Origin of the sequence: Ralstonia sp. Ralssp110 (genome assembly GCF_047325135.1) — a bacterium.
Lineage (GTDB): Bacteria > Pseudomonadota > Gammaproteobacteria > Burkholderiales > Burkholderiaceae > Ralstonia > Ralstonia mojiangensis.
The window spans coordinates 85,111-100,630 of sequence record NZ_CP168610.1 but is presented as its reverse complement, the minus strand read 5'-3'; the positions used below and the strand labels follow the sequence as shown (position 1 = coordinate 100,630).

The following is a 15,520-nucleotide window of genomic DNA, read 5'->3' as shown; positions in this document are numbered from 1 at the left end:
TTAAGCCGAATTCGGCTGAATTTATTGCCTAAAAGTATGACCAACCGGGCTATCACTCCTCCGGATTCCACCGCGCTTGCGGCAACGCGAGCCCGAACCGTTTCGCTGCTGCGCGCACTTGCGCCGGACGAGGGTTACAACCTTACGGCCATCACAAGCGTGCGCATCCTGCGCTCCGACCGCGCACTATCGCGCACGCCCGTTCTGTATGACCCAGGCATCGTGATCGTTTGCCAAGGCCGCAAGCGCGGGTATTTTGGCGACCAGCTGTACCAGTACGACGAAGATCAGTACCTTGCCGTGTCGGTGCCTGTGCCCTTCAGCATGGAGACCGACGCGACGCCCGAACGGCCGCTGCTCGCGCTCTATCTGCACCTCGATTTTGCGATGGCCGCCGAACTGGCCGCGCAGCTGGATAGCGTTGGAGTGACCCACCGCACCGCCGCGCCCCAAAGCATGATGTCCAGCCCCATGGATGAGGGGATGCAGGCCTCTGTGCTGCGCTTCCTGGAGGCCATGCACCATCCCGTAGAAGCGGCCGTCTTGGGGCCGGGCCTGTTGCGCGAGGTGTATTTCCGGGTGCTTACCGGCGGGCAAGGTGGCGCGATGAGGGAAGCACTGGCGATGCGGGGGCAGTTCGGGCGAATCGGCCACGCGCTACGGCACATCCACGCCGCATACGCACAGTCGCTTGATGTAACGCAGCTTGCCGAAAAAGCAGGAATGAGCGTCCCAAGCTTCCACAGCCATTTCAAGGCGATTACGCAGCTCTCGCCAATGCAATACGTGAAGTCCACACGCCTGCATCAGGCGAGATTGCTGATGGTGCGTGAAGACCTGACGGCCGAAGCGGCGAGCCACGCCGTGGGCTACGCGAGCCCCTCGCAATTCAGCCGAGAGTTCAAGCGGCTTTTTGGTTTGACGCCGGCAGCGGAATCAAAGCGCATGCGTGAGAGCTTCGCGCTCCCGCCGCCCTTCGACGATGCCGCATATGTGTCGTCGCACTGAGCACCCATCGACCAATGGGTGGTCTTGCAAGACCAGCCAGACCGGCCTGCACCAGGCCCACTTCGATGGTCGGATACCTATCTAGGCTTTCCCATCGCGTTCTTCAGCTTGCTCGGCCGAACCTTTCGGGCCGCGTTGCCAGCGCATGACGTTTTCGGCGTCCTAGCTGGCATGCACATCGGGCCCTAGTCAATCATGAGATGGCGCATCAACAATGTCGGGTCTGCGATCTCAAGAATGAGGCGACGCAGCACGCGTTTGCGCATGTGTTCATCGTCCAGCACCCAAGGGGCGCTGACCTCGCTGAGATGCCGTGTGATCGCTTCTCGATGGTCGGTGCCTTCCGGCAGGCCCAGGCGCGCTGCGAGCAGGCCGGCAACGACATCATCGATTTCAACGTCGAGCAGCCTCGCGTCAATGGTGAGTTGTAGCTTCATCGTGACGATCGAACCTGAAAAAGCCGGCGCCGCAACAAGATCGTGCGGCACCGGAATGCAGTTGCACCGGCCGGCGAACCGGCCAGTCGATGGCAGCGCAACTGCGCGGATCAGTAGTCCAGTTCAGGCGCCGGCGCTTGTGCGGGCTTGTCTTCCTTCGGCGCGTCCGCGATGGTTGCATCCGTGGTCAGAATCAACCCTGCGACAGACGCGGCGTTCTGCAGCGCGGTGCGCGTGACCTTGGTCGGGTCAACCACGCCTGCTTCCACGAGGTCGCCGTACTCGCCCGTGGCCGCGTTGTAGCCGTAGTTGCCCTTGCCTTCGGACACCTTCGCGATCACGACGGAAGGCTCTTCACCGGCATTGGCGACGATGGCGCGCAGCGGTGCCTCCAAGGCATGCTGCACGATCCGAATGCCCGCATCCTGATCGCTGTTCGCGCCCTTGAGGTTCACCACCGCAGAACGGGCGCGCAGCAAGGCAACGCCACCACCCGGCACGATGCCCTCTTCCACGGCCGCGCGCGTGGCGTGCAGGGCATCGTCGACACGGTCCTTCTTCTCTTTCATCTCAACTTCGGTGGCAGCACCCACCTTGATGACGGCAACGCCTCCGGCGAGCTTCGCCACGCGCTCTTGCAGCTTCTCGCGGTCGTAATCGCTCGTGGCTTCGTCGATCTGCACGCGGATCGACTTGACGCGCGCGTCGATGCTGGCCTGGTCGCCGGCACCGTCGATGATGATGGTGTCGTCCTTACGGACTTCCACGCGCTTGGCCCGGCCGAGATCCTCCAACGTGGCCTTCTGGAGCTGCTTGCCCGTCTCCTCCGAGATGACCGTCGCCCCGGTAAGGACGGCAATGTCTTCGAGCATGGCCTTGCGGCGATCGCCAAAGCCGGGCGCCTTGACGGCGGCGACCTTCAGGATGCCGCGCATCGCGTTGACGACGAGGGTGGCGAGCGCTTCGCTCTCAACATCCTCCGCCACGATCAACAGCGGCTTGCCGGCCTTCGATGCCGCTTCCAGGATCGGCAGGAGGTCGCGGATATTCGAGATCTTCTTGTCGTGCAGCAGGATCAGCGCATCGTCCAGATATGCGGCCTGCTTCTCCGGGTCGTTGATGAAGTACGGGCTGACGTAGCCGCGGTCGAACTGCATCCCTTCGACAACGTCCAGCTCGTTGTCGAGCGACTTGCCATCCTCGACCGTAATGACGCCTTCCTTGCCGACCTTCTCCATGGCCTCGGCGATGATCTTGCCGATGGCCTCGTCCGAGTTGGCCGAAATGGAGCCCACCTGGGCGATTTCGCGGTTGGTCGAAATCGGCTTGGACAGATTGCGCAGCTCATCGAGCACTGCGGCCACCGCCTTGTCGATACCGCGCTTGAGGTCCATCGGGTTCATGCCGGCGGCCACGTGCTTCATGCCTTCCTGCACGATGGCCTGGGCCAGCACGGTGGCCGTGGTGGTGCCGTCACCGGCAATGTCCGCAGTCTTGGACGCGACCTGCTTGACCATCTGCGCGCCCATGTTTTCGAAGCGGTCCTTCAGCTCGATTTCCTTGGCGACAGACACGCCGTCCTTCGTGATGGTCGGGGCGCCAAAGCTGCGCTCGATGACTACGTTGCGGCCCTTGGGCCCGAGCGTCACCTTCACGGCATCGGCAAGAACATTCACGCCCTTGACGATACGGACGCGCGCGCTGTCGTGGAACTTGACGTCTTTTGCACTCATGTTTGTTGCTCCGGATAAGTCGTTGACTCAACACGTCGCGAACAACCGGCCTCTTTGCGTGTCCGGCGATATCCGGCGGTGTCCGCGAGCGGCTCGAGGCTTCAGGCGGCTTTGGCAACCGCCTCGGCGTGGGTTTCGATGACGCCCATGACGTCTTCTTCACGCATGACGAGGAGTTCCTCGCCATCAACCTTGACGGTCTGACCGGCGTACTTGCCGAACAGCACTTGGTCACCGACTTTCAATTGGAGTTCGCGCTGCGTGCCGTCCTGAAGCAGGCGGCCCGTGCCGACCGCGATGACTTCACCCTGCTCGGGTTTTTCTGCGGCGGAATCAGGAATCACAATGCCCGAGGCCGTCGTCCGCTGCTGTTCGATTCGCTTGACGATAACCCGGTCGTAGAGGGGACGAATCTTCATTTCCATCTCCTGAGCGATAGATCACCAAAAAAGGGAATCCGGCTTGCACACCCTGCAAGCATGGCGCCTGGGCGGGGCTGACAAAGCCGTGCCAAACACTTGGCGGATTGCAAAATAGAAGCGCTCTGCGGCGACTTCAAGAGGCTCGCGAACGGCGTGTTTGTAACAAGATGTATCAGGGCAAAAGAATGCGGTGGACGGCGCCCAACCGATAGACCGTACGGCCGCGTCCGTGCCGCTGGCGCGGTACTGGAAGGACGGGACAGGGTGACGGCCGTCCTCCATCGGGCCCGAGTGTGTCGTCCGACTCTTCGAGCGCCTGCCACACCCCGCCCTTGACCGGACGGAACAACCAGCGCACGTAGCCCTCGTCTGCGGCAATCTGCATCAGCTCGCCGCGATCGGGCGCACCGTCGATCAGGGTTTCGTTTGCTGATGCGCCGTCGTAATCACCGAATGCCTGACGGCAGGCCAGCGCTTCACCCGCCGATGCGCCGATCATGTTGCAACCGCGTCGCTCGACGCGCTCAAGGTCCCATGCGCCCAGCCGCCACGCTGCATCGAGCAGCACTTCATCAATGGTTTCGATGTGGCGCCAGGCGTGGCCCAGCTGAATGGCGGAGCTGGGTACCGAGCGAGGCGGAATATCGATTCCCGGTAACACCAGCGGACTGGCGCGGCGGAATCCGTGCCAATGCAGGATCGCCACAAGCGGCGTATTCGCCCGCCGGGCCGCCGTTACGGTGACGGCGACCAATGGCAGACGCACCGCGTCCATCTGTTCATGCACTGCGCTGAAAAGGTCCATGAAGCCTCCGAATGCTGTGTCCAATGGCCTCTTGAAATTTCTGCCTGCTTCCCTATTTTAGGTTTCGTCAATGCAGTCGCGGTTCTCGCGCTGCGTGTTTCGATTTGTTTGTCAGTGGCCCGCCACGGACCGATGAACTGGAGCGCGTAGTTCGGTTCAGTCTCCGTGCGGGCCCTTCAGGAGCCAGCCATGAGCGATCTGTTTTTTGGCACCGATCTGCTGGGCGAATTCGACCGCCTGCAACGGCAGATGGCCACTCTCTTTGCGGGGGCACCCGCCAGCCTGCGCGCAACGCGCATCGGCACCTTTCCTCCCGTCAACATTGGCAGTACCGATGACTCCGTAGAGATCGTCGCATTCGCCCCGGGGCTCGACCCCGCGCAGATCGATGTCTCGATCGACAAGGGGCTGCTGACGATCAGCGGCGAGCGCAAGCGCCCCGATTTCGAACTCACCGACGAGACGCGCGTGTATGCCGATGAACGCTTCACGGGTGCATTCCGCCGTGTGATTGAGCTGCCACAAGACGTCGATCCCGACAAAGTCAGCGCCCGGTACGTCAACGGCTGCCTGACCATCAGCGTGGGCAAGTCGGAGGCATCGAAGCCGCGTCAGATCACGGTGCAAGGCTGAGCCGCGCCTTGCGCAAGCACGAAGGAGCACATCATGAACGACACCACCCAATTGGCGACCCAAGTGCAGCCTGGTAAGGCGGCGGTTGCAAAGCAGACGGCTGAACAGGCGGCTGCGCGACAGACACACTTGGCGCCACCCGTCGACATCTTCGAAAACCGCCAGGGCATCACGCTGTACGCAGACCTGCCAGGCGTCCCGCGCGAGAAGCTTGATGTTCGCGTGCAGGACGGCACGCTTACTGTCGATGCCGAGTTGATGGTGTCCACACCGCCGGGACTGCGCCTGCAGCACGGCGAAGTTCGACACCCGCATTTCTCGCGCACCTTTGTGCTGAGCCCGGACTTTGATGCCTCGCGCATCGACGCCCAGTTGCGCGACGGAGTGCTCAAGCTGACGATTCCGCGTCGCGATGAAGCCAAGCCGCGGCGTATCGAAGTCCAGGCCGGCTGAGCCGCCGCCTGTTGTTTGCCTTGCAAGCGGGCGCGCGTTGCGCGCCTGCATTTGGCACCGTGCCCCCTGGTTACGGTTGTTTGTCACTAGGAGACAAAGATGCTGAGTGCACACGAATTTGCCACCTTGATGCTGGTCAGTCAGTCGCCAGAGCAGGTGGATATGAATCGCGCTGAATTGGATTCGTTGCTGGAGCGGCAGTTGGTGATGCTGGCGCGTTCTGCCGAGGGGCATCGTCGCCGCGCACGGCTTACCGATGCCGGACGCTCGGTGCTCCAAGCCCTCAACGCCGTTGATCGTCAGTAGCCCGGCAGGTTCGCGGGCAGCAGAACAGCTGGCCCGCTGGGGGCCTGCATTCTTCAGGCCGCCGAGGCCCCTGGCAGAGTCGGCCCGCGCTTGACACCACGGAAGAGAATGAGCGCCACGCCGAGCATGATTCCAATGTCTGCGACGTTGAACACACCCGTTCGCAACTGCCCGATGCCTATGTTCAGAAAATCAAAAACCCGGCCATCGTAGACACAACGATCGAACAGGTTGCTGAGCCCTCCACCCAGAATGCAAGCTGTCGCCATGACTTCGGTACGGCCGAGCCTGGGTGAACGCAGCAGCCACACGAACAGGCCGACCAGAATCGCCAGAACGCCATAGATGAAAACGATATTGCGAGTCGCATCGGACATTCCCGCCCCGAGGCTTAGGAATGCGCCGTGGTTATAGGTGGGTAGAACGAGAAGGCTTCCTGAAAGCAATGACACGACTTCGCCGGGCGTCAATATTTGCTTGAATATGGCCTTCGTGGCCTGGTCGATGATGATCCAGGCGAGCGCGCCAAGCAGCGCAATGGCAACTCTTTGCTTCGTCGTCATTCGAGAGGTCATCTGTAGGCGGGCCCCCATTCTAGTCAGAGTGGGGTGTCGCCAGCTCCGAACGACTTAGATTGGCTACGCGTATTTGTCGCCCACCGTAATGCGAATCGGATGGGTGTCGTAGACGATGATCATCCGCTCGATGAGCCCGTTGTCGTCAAATTCAAAAACATCGACGCACTCAAAGCGCACCGCCATCCCATCTTTGAGCTCCCAGTCATAGATGAAGTAACCGGTCGCACGTCGGGCGCCCATCGTGCTGACGCAGATGTCGATTGACGTGATTTTGCTTCCACCAGATGCCGCATCGACCTTCGCAAAGAACGGCGCGGGGTGCATCCACCCGAGAAACGGCGAGAAGATCTGCGCAGAGATGGCCGCATCGCTTAGATCGCCGGCCGATCTTGCTCATGTGGCATTGCTCCATCCCGGGCAGAGCCATGAGGATTGCAATGCTGGTTGGAAAGCGTTGGGGCACCGCACATTGACGCAGACCGTGGACTCGTTTTCGATACCCTCGCGTTGACGCTCACCGCTGCGGCGGCGAGGCATGGCGTTGCAATAGGTGATCCGCGGATGGCGAGAGACCGCCTACGGGCGGGGACGTTGGTCACGCCTTTTATCGACGTGGCGAAAAACGGCTTGTCGTACTTCGTCGTCCATCCATCCCAACGAGCCGCCCAGCCCAAGATTCGCGCCCTCGCTGACGTCTTGTCGCGGCTTGCGCGGGAAGACTGATTGTTGTCGAGGAAAGCAGTCCTGTACTGCGACGTGCCGTTGCTGCTGCATCGGCATGCCGCCTCACAAAAAAAGGGCCCCGGCCGGGACGGGTGGCCGAGGCGAGCTAGGACTGCATGGACGACTAGGGAGAGGGAGGAGCCTCCCCTTAAGTTTCCAGGGGCGGAGTCTATGGAAGGGGCCCTGCCGAGGCAATTCAACAATTCTCAGCGGCAACGCGCCCCTTGCCGGCCTGCTCAACGCACTTGCCGGCGTGCCTGCAACGCGTGCAGCGCTGCATCAAGCCAGCGAAGAACTGAAGGCGCGGTTGAAGTCATCGGCTGGGCGGGACGTCACCGCCCATGCCTCATTGCAAACGCCGAGGAACAGCGCATAGGCTCGCTCACAGCTCAAGATAGAAGCCCTTCGTTGCGCAATGCTTCCTCGGCCGCCTCGTGGTCCTGAGCAGCGCTGCCACCGGAGATGCCAATGCCGCCCACCAGACGCCCTTCGTAAAAGATCGGCACGCCGCCGCCCACCGGCATCAGGCGCGGATGGTGCGCCAGCGGAGCAACGGCGGGCTCGGCCATGTACTGGTTCCATTGATGCGTCGCCAGGCCGAACGAGGCTGCCGTCCATGCCTTGTTGATGGCGACGTCAGCGGTCAGGAAAGGCGCGGCGTCTGCACGCTCGAACGCGCGCAGGTGCCCTCCTGCATCGGTAATGGCGATGGTCGCGGCAAACCCGCGTGCGGCGCTGGCCCGACGCGCCTGCGCCAGCAAGGCTTGCGCGGCCTCCAGGCTGATCGTTGCCGTTGGGACGATGGGGGATGTCATGGTGAGGCTCCTTGTCAGACGTCAGAAAGGTTCAGGCGTTGGCGACAACGACTTTGCCGATCATGTTTCCGGCTTCGACCAGCGCATGCGCCTTGATCAAGCTCGCGGCGTTGATGCCATCGATGCGCTGCGTCAGGGTGTGCTTGATGTCGCCGCGATCGACCAGTTCGGCCACACGACGCAGCAACGCGTGCTGTCGGGCGATGGTGGCGGTGGTGAACATGGCGCGGGTGAACATCAGTTCCCAGTGAATCGAAATGGATTTCCCCTTGAACGGGCCGATGTCCAGATCCACCGGATCATCGATGAGGGCGAATTGCCCCTCGGGGCGCAGCACAGCGGCGATCTGCGGCACGTGAGCGGCGCTCTGATTCAGCCCGGCCACATGCGTGACGTGATCAAAACCAAGCGCTGCCAATTGCGGCGCCCACGGTTGACGGTGATCGATGACGTGGTGCGCGCCATGCGCCAGCACCCATTCACGGGTTTCCGGCCGCGACGCCGTGCCGATCACGGTCATCCCCGTCAGCGCGCGCGCCAGTTGGGTCAGGATGGAGCCGACCCCGCCCGCAGCTCCGGTCACCAGCAGCACGTTGTTCTCGGTCGGGTCGGCAGCCTGGACGCGCAGGCGATCAAACAGCAGTTCCCACGCGGTGATGGCTGTCAGCGGCAGCGATGCGGCTTGCGCAAAATCCAGCGATGCCGGCATGGGGCCGACGATGCGTTCGTCCACCGCATGCAGTTCGCTGTTGGTGCCAGACCGCGTGATGTCGCCGGCATACCAGACACGGTCACCCGGCTTGAAGCGCGTGGCCAGCGGGCCGGCCGCGCGGACGATGCCCGCTGCGTCCCAGCCAGCAATGCGCGCTTGGCCCTCCGGGATGTCTCCGCCCCGCCGGATCTTGGTATCGACCGGGTTGACGGACACCGCTTTGACTTCCACCAGCAGGTCGTGATCGCGCAGTTCAGGCGTCGGCAGTTCAATGTCTTGCAGCGCCTGCGGGTGGCTGATGGGGTGGTTCTGATAGAAACCGATGGCTTTCATGCACGTTCTCCAAAGAGTGGATGAGGGCCATGCTATCTTTCAGCGATATGCGGATAAACGGGCGGTATGCCCAAACACTTTCGGCATTTCAATGAAAATCATCCGCCTGGACGACGTGCAAATCTTCGTGCACACGGCCGACGCCGGCAGCTTCTCAGAGGCTGCCCGCCAACTGAACATCGCGCCTGCGCAAGCAAGCGCGTCTGTGCAGCGGCTGGAAAAGGCGCTGGACGCCCGTCTGTTCACGCGTTCCACGCGCAGCATGCAGTTGTCAGAGGCTGGAGAGCGCTACCTGCCGCACGCGCGCGTCATGCTGGGTGCGCGGGAGCAAGGCGAACAAGCGCTGGCCGGTGGCCGGGAAGCACTCTCCGGCCCGCTGCGGCTGTCTGCTCCGTCCGATTTCGGGAGAAACCTGCTCCTGCCGTGGCTCGACGATTTTCAGCACCAGCACCCTGGTTTATCGGTGCACTTGAAATTGAGCGACCGGGCGGCCGATCTCATCCGCCAGCCGCTGGACTTTGCCGTGCGCTATGGGGCGCTGCCGGATTCATCCTTGCTGGCCATCAAACTGCTCGACACCAACCGGCGTGCGTTGTGCGCAGCGCCCTCGTACATCGAACAACACGGCGCACCGGCCAAGGTGGATGACCTGCGACGACACAACTGCCTTCGGTATATCTGGAGCGAGCAAGTCCATGAACGCTGGCGCTTTACCCTGCCCGGCGGTGAGCGCACCGTGGCCGTCACAGGAAATCGCGTGAGCGACGATGCCGATGCCGTGCGCCGCTGGGCCGTCGCAGGCGAAGGCCTGATCTATAAATCGCGCTTGGACCTCATCAACGATTTAAAGGCCGGGCGATTGGTCGAGATATTCCCGCAGGAATACGGCGAGCCCGCGCCGCTGCATTTGATTTGCGCCCACCGTGCGCAGCTGACGCCCGCCATCAAGGCGCTGAGTGCCTTTTTGCGGGAACGCTGCATGGCCCTGGTCGCAAGCTACGCGCCGGAAGGTTTGCCATCTGAGTAACACCGTGGCTAACGGCTCAGGCTGCCGTGGCGAGCTTGGGTCAGTTGTTGATGGCCCGTTGTGGGGCTTCACTGCAAGGGGCTTTCGTCAGCGCGCAGCGTCAGGACCTGTACGCCGTTTCGTGTCACGGCCACCGTATGTTCGAACTGCGCCGACAATTTCCCGTCTCTTGTGACCACCGTCCAGCCATCCTCTTCGGTCCGGACGGAGCGGCGGCCTTGATTGATCATCGGTTCGATGGTGAACACCATGCCTTCGCGCAATACCAACCCGGTTTGCGGCGTGCCCCAATGCAGCACTTCTGGAGGTTCGTGCATCTCACGGCCAATGCCGTGTCCGCAATACTCTCGCACGACCGAGTAGCCGCTGCGCCTGGCGTGCCGCTCGATGGCATGGCCCACGTCACCCAGCGTGGCGCCCGGGCGCACGGCTTTGATCCCTCGCCACATGGCCTCATAGGTCACCTGCACGAGCCGCTTGGCCGATGGCGACACGTCTCCGATGAGATAGGTTTTGCTGGAATCTGCGATGAACCCGTTCTTTTCCAACGTGATATCGAAGTTCACGATATCCCCGTCCTGCAAGATGTCCGCGGGGGACGGAACGCCGTGGCAGACGACATGGTTGCGCGAAGCGTTCAACGCGTAGGCATAGCCGTACTGCCCCTTGCTCGCCGGGCGCGCGCTCAGTTCATCCACAATGAAACGGTCGACCATGTCGTTGACCTGCATGGTGGACATGCCAGCCAAGCTCACTTGGTCCAGGTAGCCGAACACACCCGCCAGCAGCCTGCCGGATTCCGCCAGCAACGCGATTTCTTCCGGTCGCTTGGTCATGTGGAAGCAACCCGGACTGCCGGGGCCTCAACGCCAGCGGCCCGGAATTCCCGCGCAACGATCTCATTGAAAGTCAGCGCCGGATTCATCTCGCACAACATGCCGATCTTGATCCAGAAAGCAGCCTGCGCATTGATGGATCGGCACGCCACTGCACTCGCTTTGCGTATTTGATCGTGCAGATCGTCGTCAATGTTCACGATGCCCACGTCACCCTCCAATATATGAAATATATATGGATCGTATAGTGCGTTGACCAGCTATGCAAGGGCCGTCCCTCAGGTGATCGCCCCTGCGACGGCGTCACGTAGCCGCTTTGGCGTTTCCGCCCGCCAGGGGGGGAATGCGCACCCCCATAGGTCTTCGCCAGCCGGCTCCGCGCATGCAACGAAATCTCGTCGGCCACGATCCGCTCGAGCTCCAACCAGGTCACGGGCAACCGTACAAACACACTGTTGTTGTTGTCCGACGAGACGCACAGCTTGATGTGGCTGACGTGGTTGTTCACCCCGCACCCAACATGAAGGATGCGCGTGGTCGTCGACGGGTGCCACACCACGTTGCCGAGGAAGTCACTGATTGTGTAGGCCACCAAGCCTCGCTTGTCGACTGATCGTGCCTGGCCTGAAGCCGTCAATCACGACAGCGTTTCGACAACGAACATCCGCGCTTGCTGGGCTTCCTGACGATCGGCCTTGATCGGCGCATATGTCTCGGAATTGTAGAAAGCTAGCGCTTGGGCCAGCGTCGGGAACTCGAACACACCGGCCATCGGCAATGGGTCTTCATCCCCCTCCAGAACCTGCGCAACAGGGCCGAAATGCAAGATTCGCCCGCCCGCCTCTTGCAGCGCAGCTTGAAATCGCGGAGCAAGCGCCGCCTGCTTGGCAAAGTCGATGATGCGTAGATTGACGTGTACGTATGCTGGCATTGTGCCTCCGAAATAATGCATATACATTATTAAGGGAAGGCAGGATTGTCAAACGGGGTAGACATGAAGGGTTTCGATCCAGAAGCTTTGAAAGACGTTGCAGCGGAGTGTCCGGGCTTCCAGGCACGCGCAACGGCGCGCGCACTCACGCGTTACTACAACGCCAGTTTCAAGCCGCTCGGGCTAACGGCGGAGCAGTTCAGCCTGTTGGTTGGTATCGGTGAAGCCGAGGGGACGACGCTGGTTGAGCTAGCGGATAAGGCCGGGGTCGACCCCACTACCCTCAGCCGATCTGTCCAGAATCTGGAAAGCCGAGATTTGGTCCACGCCACTGGCGGACGCGGCCGAGCTGGAAAGCAGTTGACCCTCACGACATCTGGGCGTCGACTCGTGGCGGATGCGCTCCCGGTGTGGAGTTCAGCCAAAGCCGAACTTGCCAGTCAGATGGGCGATAAATCGCTTCGTTCAGCAACGCAAGCAATGGCGAAATTGGCCAACGCTGCAGAGTCCTCGCGGGCGTAGTGCTTGCGGCCAGTTCACGGCGCAACATCGCGTCGACGCCGCGCTGGGTGCACCTCAGTTTCTAACCCGCCGACGTCGAGCACGCGCCGCAACTCCACAACAAACACAGCTAACCGCTTTGGCTTTCCCAAGTGCAGATTGCTTGGTCAGTCACCATTGGCATATCGGCCCTGGGCTCAGAGCTGGTGAGCGCTTGAACCTCGACGCGAGGTCGGTTACGTCTGAAGCGTGGTCGGAATCGCGGGGGTCAGTTGCAGCGATTCAGCAACGATTGTCTGCCGTGCGGTCTGCGTCGCGTGAAAATTGAAGATGAAGTCTGCGGCCTGATCGCGAATCTCATAAGCCAGGCAGATTGAGTACTGCATTCGAACCATTCGAGCTCCTGACGCCCGGCATGGCTGGGTCGCTTGCGTAGACGGTGGCCTTTGAGAGCGCCACCGGACAGACCTTCGAATTTGACCTCATCGAACGGTCTACTCGCCGACCATCGATTGGCCCGGCACAAGCCCATCGATGATGTCCTCTGCGCCCTGCGTGGCCGCGCGCTTCGCAGCGCCTACGTTGTCCCATGGCTCGCCTCTTAGACGAAAGACGCGGGAGCGCTCATCGTCCATCGTCTCGCCTTCAAGACAGATGACGACCGAGACGCTGTACGCGCGGTCGGGGCGTTTCTCGTGCCACTCGCGTGGTGGGTTGAACGGGTAAATCAGGGGGTAAATCGCGAACCCTTTGTAGAAGGATGTCGGGTAGGTATCCATGGTGGATCTCCCATAGGAAAAGCGAGCGGGCCGGGCTACGCCCTTGGTGCTCTGATGGCAAGGCGAGAATGCCCGGGGGCGGGTGAAGTGCGAGCCGTGCTGGAAAAACGACTCGGAGAGGCAGCTTGGGAGGCTGGATCGAGGTGGAACGTCCGCGACGCGTCGATCAGAGGCGAGGCAAATTTCTCTTGTGCCGGGGCCGACGACGCGCCCCGCTGATATCCGTCCCTCACTCTACTCCGATATCGGGATCGTGGGCCCGGGTATTTCTTGAGGCGCTGCGTGTCAGGCAGCGCACGGAGCTATCGGATAGCGCACCGCAGTTATGCGGGCGAACGCCTTTTATGCCTCTTCAAACAGGCGGATCGCCATCAGGCCATGTCCCATTGTTGCGCCAGCTCGGACCGCTGCTGCAATTGAAATCAATTCTGCAAGTTCTTCAGCCGTAGCCCCGGCCTTTTTGGCGGCCTTCGTATGGACATCAAGGCAGTAGGAACATTGCGTAGTAAGAGCAACGGTGAATCGCCCCGGCCCCAGTAGACACCTGTGAGCCTCAAACTAGAGGTTAGACAGGAGGTGCGATGAGTGCACAGAGATACACCGAAGAATTCAGGGTCGAGGCGGTCAATCAGGTCGTGGATAGAGGCCACAGCGTGGCCGAGGTCGCGCAGCGGTTAGGCGTGAGCCAGCACAGCCTGTACCAGTGGATCAAACAGCGACGCCAGCCCGTGGCAGAGCCGCAAGGGCAGGTATCGCAATCCGAGGAGGTGCGCCGGCTCAAGGCTGAACTCAAGCGGGTGACCGAGGAGCGCGACATCCTAAAAAAGGCCGCAGCGTACTTTGCCAAGCAATCCGGGTGAGGTACGCCTTCATCAAGGCGCACGCGGGTCAATACAGCGTGCGCCGTCTGTGCAAAGCGATGGCGGTGCATCCCAGCGGTTATTACGCCTGGCAGGCGCAGCCCTTGAGCCCGCGTGCGAGGGACGACCAGCGCCTGCTTGGCCTGCTCAAGCAGGCGTGGTTCGAGAGCGGCGGGGTCTATGGCTATCGCAAGCTCACCCTGGACATGCGCGACTTGGGTGAGCGCTGCGGCAAGCACCGCGTGGCGAGGCTGCTCAAGGCCGAGGGGCTGCGTTCGCAATCGGGCTACCGGCGGCGTCCGGCGAGGTGGGCCGGCAAGCCGGCGGTGGTCGCGCCCAACCACTTGCAACGGCGATTCACGGTCGACGGCCCGAATCAGTCCTGGGTGACCGATATCACCTATATCCGCACACACGAAGGCTGGCTGTATCTGAGCGTGGTCATCGATCTCTGGTCGCGCATGGTCGTGGGCTGGTCCATGGGGCAGCGCATCGATACCCAGTTGGCGTTGGATGCCTTGCTGATGGCGCTATGGCGGCGGCGCCCGCACCAGCAGGTTCTGATTCACTCCGATCAGGGGTGCCAGTTCACCGGCCACACCTGGCAAAGCTTCCTGCGCGAGCACAACCTGCTGTGCAGCATGAGCCGGCGCGGCAACTGCCACGACAACGCAGTGGCGGAGAGCTTCTTCCAGTTACTCAAACGCGAGCGGGTGCGCCGGCAGATCTATGCCACCCGGCAGGAGGCCAAGTCCGATGTCTTCAACTACATCGAGATGTTTTACAACCCAACACGGCGCCATTCGAGCGCCAACGGTCTATCACCGGTAGAGTTCGAACAACGCCATTCCCAACGGCTCGCGGGTGTCTAGGAAAGTCGGGGCGATTCACGGCGAGGGATATGAACTCCCTGATTTTTGGCGGAATCAAACCATCAGCGCGCTTTGCGGCATGATCGAAGGCCATAAAAGCGTTGCCTTCTTCCTTCGCAAGGGCAAGAAGCTTTGGAATGTTCTGGAAGTCCTTGGGCGACTGGTATTCACTCATCACTGATGTCTGCTGTTTTAAATTACCGTTCATTTTCAGAATCCATTGCAGAATTCCAATATCCGCTTGCGACAAGTTTCTCGCGGACCATGGAACGGGCACGATGCAGCCGGCTCTTGACTGCTTCAACGGTCAACCCTAGCTCGGCCGCCACTTCCGGCGCTGTGAGTCCATCAACATCCCGCAGAATGAGAACCACGCGATAGTTCTGAGGAAGCGTCTGGATTGCGGTGGTGAGATCCGTTTGCAAATCCCTTGGGATCATGGGTGCCTGAACAGCATCCAAATCTGCCTCGTATAAGGGAATGGACGCTTTTCTCCGGGTAAAGAATCGGTAGCATTCCCTTTCGACGATGCGGAATAGCCAGCTCGCAAACGCCGCCGCCGTTCGTAGCGCGCCAATTTTTCGATACACCCGCCATAAGGCGATCTGCACGGCGTCTTCAGCGTCCTCACTATTTGTGCACGTTCGTCTCGCAAACCGCTTTAGATCGGGCTGACACACTGCCAGCAGTCGAGAGATTGCAGCCTGGTTGCCAGCGCAAGCCGCCTCAATAAGCTCATCAGAGGCACGTATCATT

General features: G+C 61.3%; 21 protein-coding genes and 2 pseudogenes. 8 read left to right on the top strand and 15 right to left on the bottom strand.

Features of this window, described 5'->3' with window-relative positions; genetic code table 11:
• Positions 1-36 precede the first annotated feature (36 nt).
• Positions 37-1,008, top strand: a complete 972-nt coding sequence (locus ACEN9T_RS09180) for an AraC family transcriptional regulator (RefSeq protein ID WP_092976574.1) — start codon at positions 37-39, stop codon at positions 1,006-1,008.
• A gap of 185 nt (positions 1,009-1,193) precedes the next feature.
• Here ACEN9T_RS09180 and ACEN9T_RS09175 read toward each other — a convergent pair whose 3' ends face one another.
• From ACEN9T_RS09175 to ACEN9T_RS09160, 4 genes are all read right to left on the bottom strand, one after another.
• A complete protein-coding gene (locus ACEN9T_RS09175; protein ID WP_092976672.1) occupies positions 1,194-1,445 on the bottom strand; it encodes a hypothetical protein in 252 nt (83 codons plus the stop codon).
• Between the two features lie 110 nt (positions 1,446-1,555).
• Positions 1,556-3,178: a chaperonin GroEL gene (gene groL, locus ACEN9T_RS09170; protein WP_092976577.1), complete on the bottom strand. Its 1,623-nt coding sequence runs from the start codon at positions 3,176-3,178 to the stop codon at positions 1,556-1,558.
• A 101-nt stretch (positions 3,179-3,279) separates the two neighbouring features.
• Positions 3,280-3,597 (bottom strand): co-chaperone GroES, encoded by a 318-nt coding sequence (gene groES / locus ACEN9T_RS09165; protein ID WP_004628765.1) that lies wholly within the window; start codon positions 3,595-3,597, stop codon positions 3,280-3,282.
• Between the two features lie 175 nt (positions 3,598-3,772).
• Positions 3,773-4,405: a diguanylate cyclase gene (locus ACEN9T_RS09160; protein WP_092976580.1), complete on the bottom strand. Its 633-nt coding sequence runs from the start codon at positions 4,403-4,405 to the stop codon at positions 3,773-3,775.
• 189 nt (positions 4,406-4,594) lie between these two features.
• Between ACEN9T_RS09160 and ACEN9T_RS09155 the strand changes: the two genes are divergently transcribed.
• From ACEN9T_RS09155 to ACEN9T_RS09145, 3 genes are all read left to right on the top strand, one after another.
• Positions 4,595-5,038, top strand: a complete 444-nt coding sequence (locus ACEN9T_RS09155) for an Hsp20/alpha crystallin family protein (RefSeq protein WP_092976583.1) — start codon at positions 4,595-4,597, stop codon at positions 5,036-5,038.
• A gap of 33 nt (positions 5,039-5,071) precedes the next feature.
• Positions 5,072-5,491: an Hsp20/alpha crystallin family protein gene (locus ACEN9T_RS09150; RefSeq protein ID WP_092976586.1), complete on the top strand. Its 420-nt coding sequence runs from the start codon at positions 5,072-5,074 to the stop codon at positions 5,489-5,491.
• 99 nt (positions 5,492-5,590) lie between these two features.
• Positions 5,591-5,797 (top strand): hypothetical protein, encoded by a 207-nt coding sequence (locus ACEN9T_RS09145; RefSeq protein WP_092976589.1) that lies wholly within the window; start codon positions 5,591-5,593, stop codon positions 5,795-5,797.
• A gap of 53 nt (positions 5,798-5,850) precedes the next feature.
• Here the strand turns inward: ACEN9T_RS09145 and lspA are convergent, their stop codons facing one another.
• Together lspA and ACEN9T_RS09135 are read right to left on the bottom strand one after the other, a co-directional pair.
• Positions 5,851-6,360: a signal peptidase II gene (gene lspA, locus ACEN9T_RS09140; RefSeq protein ID WP_092976675.1), complete on the bottom strand. Its 510-nt coding sequence runs from the start codon at positions 6,358-6,360 to the stop codon at positions 5,851-5,853.
• A 75-nt stretch (positions 6,361-6,435) separates the two neighbouring features.
• Positions 6,436-6,729, bottom strand: a pseudogene (locus ACEN9T_RS09135) (nuclear transport factor 2 family protein); the annotation flags it as partial.
• Between the two features lies 1 nt (position 6,730).
• Between ACEN9T_RS09135 and ACEN9T_RS09130 the strand changes: the two are divergent.
• Positions 6,731-7,098: pseudogene (locus ACEN9T_RS09130) on the top strand (LysR substrate-binding domain-containing protein); the annotation flags it as partial.
• A gap of 389 nt (positions 7,099-7,487) precedes the next feature.
• Here ACEN9T_RS09130 and ACEN9T_RS09125 read toward each other — a convergent pair.
• On the bottom strand, positions 7,488-7,913 hold the full coding sequence (locus ACEN9T_RS09125; protein ID WP_092976592.1) for a GlcG/HbpS family heme-binding protein: 426 nt from the start codon (positions 7,911-7,913) through the stop codon (positions 7,488-7,490).
• 31 nt (positions 7,914-7,944) lie between these two features.
• On the bottom strand, positions 7,945-8,958 hold the full coding sequence (locus tag ACEN9T_RS09120; protein WP_092976595.1) for a zinc-binding alcohol dehydrogenase family protein: 1,014 nt from the start codon (positions 8,956-8,958) through the stop codon (positions 7,945-7,947).
• A gap of 97 nt (positions 8,959-9,055) precedes the next feature.
• Here ACEN9T_RS09120 and ACEN9T_RS09115 point away from each other — a divergent pair, with 97 nt between their 5' ends.
• Entirely contained in the window at positions 9,056-9,985 is a 930-nt protein-coding gene (locus ACEN9T_RS09115) for a LysR family transcriptional regulator (protein WP_413708435.1), read from the top strand.
• A 68-nt stretch (positions 9,986-10,053) separates the two neighbouring features.
• Here ACEN9T_RS09115 and map read toward each other — a convergent pair whose 3' ends face one another.
• The 3 genes from map to ACEN9T_RS09100 all read right to left on the bottom strand — a co-directional run bounded on the left by map (position 10,054) and on the right by ACEN9T_RS09100 (position 11,752).
• Positions 10,054-10,821, bottom strand: coding sequence for a type I methionyl aminopeptidase (map, locus tag ACEN9T_RS09110; RefSeq protein WP_092976598.1), 768 nt, complete (start codon positions 10,819-10,821; stop codon positions 10,054-10,056).
• The gene (locus tag ACEN9T_RS09105) at positions 10,818-11,030 is read right to left on the bottom strand and encodes a ParD-like family protein (protein WP_413707578.1); all 213 of its coding nucleotides are present in this window, start codon (positions 11,028-11,030) and stop codon (positions 10,818-10,820) included. The genes map and ACEN9T_RS09105 overlap by 4 nt, the downstream gene beginning before the upstream one ends.
• Positions 11,031-11,458: 428 nt before the next feature.
• Positions 11,459-11,752: a DUF1330 domain-containing protein gene (locus tag ACEN9T_RS09100; protein ID WP_092976604.1), complete on the bottom strand. Its 294-nt coding sequence runs from the start codon at positions 11,750-11,752 to the stop codon at positions 11,459-11,461.
• Between the two features lie 63 nt (positions 11,753-11,815).
• Here ACEN9T_RS09100 and ACEN9T_RS09095 point away from each other — a divergent pair, with 63 nt between their 5' ends.
• Complete coding sequence (locus ACEN9T_RS09095; RefSeq protein ID WP_413707577.1) at positions 11,816-12,274, top strand: MarR family winged helix-turn-helix transcriptional regulator; 459 nt, start codon at positions 11,816-11,818, stop codon at positions 12,272-12,274.
• A 215-nt stretch (positions 12,275-12,489) separates the two neighbouring features.
• Here the strand turns inward: ACEN9T_RS09095 and ACEN9T_RS09090 are convergent, their stop codons facing one another.
• The 3 genes from ACEN9T_RS09090 to ACEN9T_RS09080 all read right to left on the bottom strand — a co-directional run bounded on the left by ACEN9T_RS09090 (position 12,490) and on the right by ACEN9T_RS09080 (position 13,569).
• Complete coding sequence (locus tag ACEN9T_RS09090) at positions 12,490-12,648, bottom strand: hypothetical protein (protein WP_413707576.1); 159 nt, start codon at positions 12,646-12,648, stop codon at positions 12,490-12,492.
• A 99-nt stretch (positions 12,649-12,747) separates the two neighbouring features.
• Positions 12,748-13,032, bottom strand: a complete 285-nt coding sequence (locus ACEN9T_RS09085) for a hypothetical protein (protein ID WP_092976610.1) — start codon at positions 13,030-13,032, stop codon at positions 12,748-12,750.
• 342 nt (positions 13,033-13,374) lie between these two features.
• On the bottom strand, positions 13,375-13,569 hold the full coding sequence (locus ACEN9T_RS09080; RefSeq protein WP_413708434.1) for a carboxymuconolactone decarboxylase family protein: 195 nt from the start codon (positions 13,567-13,569) through the stop codon (positions 13,375-13,377).
• A gap of 44 nt (positions 13,570-13,613) precedes the next feature.
• Between ACEN9T_RS09080 and ACEN9T_RS09075 the strand changes: the two genes are divergently transcribed.
• Positions 13,614-14,764 (top strand): IS3 family transposase gene (locus tag ACEN9T_RS09075; protein ID WP_413706277.1). Its coding sequence is split into 2 segments (ribosomal slippage): positions 13,614-13,860 and positions 13,860-14,764, totalling 1,152 coding nucleotides; the frame shifts between segments, so codons are not numbered across the junction.
• Positions 14,765-14,961: 197 nt separating this feature from the next.
• On the opposite strand, the gene ACEN9T_RS09070 is transcribed toward ACEN9T_RS09075, so the two are convergent.
• Positions 14,962-15,519 carry an RNA polymerase sigma factor gene (locus ACEN9T_RS09070; protein WP_413707575.1) on the bottom strand — a complete coding sequence of 186 codons (558 nt, stop codon included), beginning with the start codon at positions 15,517-15,519 and terminating at the stop codon, positions 14,962-14,964.
• Position 15,520 lies beyond the last annotated feature (1 nt).

Coding starts and splice junctions, on each gene's coding strand:
- ACEN9T_RS09180 (WP_092976574.1), top strand. CDS start 37: ATGACCAACCGGGCTATCACTCCTCCGGATTCCACCGCGCTTGCGGCA.
- ACEN9T_RS09175 (WP_092976672.1), bottom strand. CDS start 1,445: ATGAAGCTACAACTCACCATTGACGCGAGGCTGCTCGACGTTGAAATC.
- groL (WP_092976577.1), bottom strand. CDS start 3,178: ATGAGTGCAAAAGACGTCAAGTTCCACGACAGCGCGCGCGTCCGTATC.
- groES (WP_004628765.1), bottom strand. CDS start 3,597: ATGAAGATTCGTCCCCTCTACGACCGGGTTATCGTCAAGCGAATCGAA.
- ACEN9T_RS09160 (WP_092976580.1), bottom strand. CDS start 4,405: ATGGACCTTTTCAGCGCAGTGCATGAACAGATGGACGCGGTGCGTCTG.
- ACEN9T_RS09155 (WP_092976583.1), top strand. CDS start 4,595: ATGAGCGATCTGTTTTTTGGCACCGATCTGCTGGGCGAATTCGACCGC.
- ACEN9T_RS09150 (WP_092976586.1), top strand. CDS start 5,072: ATGAACGACACCACCCAATTGGCGACCCAAGTGCAGCCTGGTAAGGCG.
- ACEN9T_RS09145 (WP_092976589.1), top strand. CDS start 5,591: ATGCTGAGTGCACACGAATTTGCCACCTTGATGCTGGTCAGTCAGTCG.
- lspA (WP_092976675.1), bottom strand. CDS start 6,360: ATGACGACGAAGCAAAGAGTTGCCATTGCGCTGCTTGGCGCGCTCGCC.
- ACEN9T_RS09125 (WP_092976592.1), bottom strand. CDS start 7,913: ATGACATCCCCCATCGTCCCAACGGCAACGATCAGCCTGGAGGCCGCG.
- ACEN9T_RS09120 (WP_092976595.1), bottom strand. CDS start 8,958: ATGAAAGCCATCGGTTTCTATCAGAACCACCCCATCAGCCACCCGCAG.
- map (WP_092976598.1), bottom strand. CDS start 10,821: ATGACCAAGCGACCGGAAGAAATCGCGTTGCTGGCGGAATCCGGCAGG.
- ACEN9T_RS09100 (WP_092976604.1), bottom strand. CDS start 11,752: ATGCCAGCATACGTACACGTCAATCTACGCATCATCGACTTTGCCAAG.
- ACEN9T_RS09095 (WP_413707577.1), top strand. CDS start 11,816: ATGAAGGGTTTCGATCCAGAAGCTTTGAAAGACGTTGCAGCGGAGTGT.
- ACEN9T_RS09090 (WP_413707576.1), bottom strand. CDS start 12,648: ATGGTTCGAATGCAGTACTCAATCTGCCTGGCTTATGAGATTCGCGAT.
- ACEN9T_RS09085 (WP_092976610.1), bottom strand. CDS start 13,032: ATGGATACCTACCCGACATCCTTCTACAAAGGGTTCGCGATTTACCCC.
- ACEN9T_RS09070 (WP_413707575.1), bottom strand. CDS start 15,519: ATGATACGTGCCTCTGATGAGCTTATTGAGGCGGCTTGCGCTGGCAAC.